Annotated in this window: 1 protein-coding gene; it reads left to right on the forward strand. The window is 52.1% G+C overall.

Annotated elements, in window-relative coordinates:
- Positions 1 to 1757: 1757 nt before the first annotated feature.
- Positions 1758 to 2309: endonuclease/exonuclease/phosphatase family protein (locus ACK5JN_RS19580; RefSeq protein ID WP_416871677.1), on the forward strand; the 552-nt coding region annotated here is incomplete at its 3' end.

Below are 2309 nucleotides of genomic sequence, written 5' to 3' on the forward strand. Positions count from 1 at the left end.
ACACACACACACACACACAGACACACACACACACACACACACACACACACACACACACACACATGTAATAAAATGTGATGAGATACGGCACATCGTGAATCTGACTCACTCCTGCAAAGTTGGGGAAGAAAATCGGGTAGAAAAATACGAACCAATGGGTAACAACACACGTAGCGAGGCAGCGGAGGATGTCACCTCACTTCTTTCTCAAATAAAAGGACAAATCCATGACTACACATGACAGTTTTTATCATCTGTTTTAGTGTGATGGTGAGTGGCACGGAAGACAGGCCAAGGGATAAAAAGTATAAAATAAAAATGACCACGACACGCTGCTTTGATTACGACAGACAGAGGAGAACACCAAAAACATAAAAATCAAATTAGTTTCAGAGGTGAGAACATCTGTCAGACACAACTCCTGCTGCCGGCTGATTTCTTTGCGCTTGTGTGGCTCAGCTGTGTGGCAGATGAGGTGCGGGCGGATGAAACACGTTGGAGGGGCTACACTGTGGGGGAGGAGATGCACGTGTCCAAGCCTTTGTACGGTGCGCCGGCGAGTGAAGACTACGACAACGATACTTCTCTGTACTGCCAACCAAGGAAGTAAACTACTACTACTACTACTGCTACTACTACTACCCCTACCACTACTACTGCCCCTACTACACTTACTACTACAACTACTACTACAACTTTTACTACTGTGACTTTAAAGACAACCCATACTACTACTACTACTACTACTACTACTACTACTACTACTACTACTATTACTACTACTACTTCTGCTACTAAGTTTACTGCTACAACTATTACAATACAACACTAGGACAAAAAACAGTACACCAAGCAACAGCGCATCGCTAAGCCACACCACACCACTTATACCACACCCCACCACCACACCACACCACACCACCACATCACACCCAACCACCACACTACACCACACCACCTCACCACGCCACACCTCGTTGACAATTTGCCCTCACCCACATTATGCAGCACCAAGGCCACAGCGGCACATGCAGGAAGTTAGTGAGATAATTGCAGTATTCACCCTCCCTCGACCCCTTGCACCCCTTTCGTTCACTCGCCGCGTAAGAGTAGGCGTGCAACCCTTTCTCCACCACTGTCCCCTTTCCTCCACCCTTCCATCAACCTTCCCTCTTCTTTCTCCTCTCCTCCACTCCTTACTTTCTTTCACCTTTCCATCAAGTCTCCATCCTCTTTCTCCTCTTCCCTACTGTTCTCTTCCTGTTTCTCCTCCACTATTCTCTTCCCTCCACTTTCTCGCAATCCTCCACATTGTCTCTTTCTCCACCGTTCTCTTTCCCCCATCCTTCCATCAACCCTCCCCCTTACTCTTCTGTCTACTCTCCTCCACTATTATCTTCCCTCCACCCTTCCACCAGCCCTTCTCCCTCTTTCTCCTCTACCATTCTCTGCCCTTGTGGTGGCCGGGGGATTATATCCTCTCAGGGGGTCTGTGTCCCTGCCCACGGCGAGCAGTCAGCCCAGTCCCTGATCTGGACTGGTTGGGGTGGGGCTTCCAACCCCACCCCGTAAAAAAGATCCGTCCCGCCAAAAACAAAGCAAAAGGTAGAGGCCGGGGTCAAGACTCACGTCGCGACCCCGGTCCGGTTTTGCTGGGGGGCCTGACCACGCGGCAGGCTCCCCCGATGCACTCGCATCCGGCGAGCCTGTCGTCTATGACGGGTGCAGGGCAAAGCCCCCGGGACCCCTGCATCCCGATGGGGGGAGGGCCCCCTAGCCCCTCTTTTTGTTTTGGGGGTGGCCGGGGAGGTGCAAATGCGGCGCCCGCCCGCAGAACCAGGCCTGGGGTCAACCTTCGGAGGGCTCTGCGTGTGGGCTCCTGGAATGTCCTGAGTCTATCGGAGGATCACCGACTGCCCTGCCTATCGGACGAGCTGAGGAGGCTGAAGGTGGATATAGTGGGACTCTCCGAGACGAGGAGGCCTGGCAATGGCGAGATCAGTAGTATGGGGTACACCTACTACTGGTCCGGCATGAGCAATGGTGCCCGTCTTAGGGGGGTAGCTATAGGCATCTCCAGCAAACTGCAGCCGTTCGTGGTGGAGGTTACTCCGGTTGATGAGCGTATAATGCGAGTGAGGCTGAAGCACACTTTGGGATTCATGTCTCTTATTGCAGTGTATGCTCCTACCGAGGTGTGTGAAACTGAAGTGAAGGAGGTGTTCTTCGCCAAACTCAACTCTGTATTAGACCAGTGCCCCCCTCGGGACACACTCACTGTCTTGGGCGACTTTAATGCTACTACTGGC

Source organism: Kluyvera sp. (assembly GCF_047971185.1).
In the GTDB taxonomy this organism is placed as follows: Bacteria; Pseudomonadota; Gammaproteobacteria; order Enterobacterales; family Enterobacteriaceae; genus Kluyvera.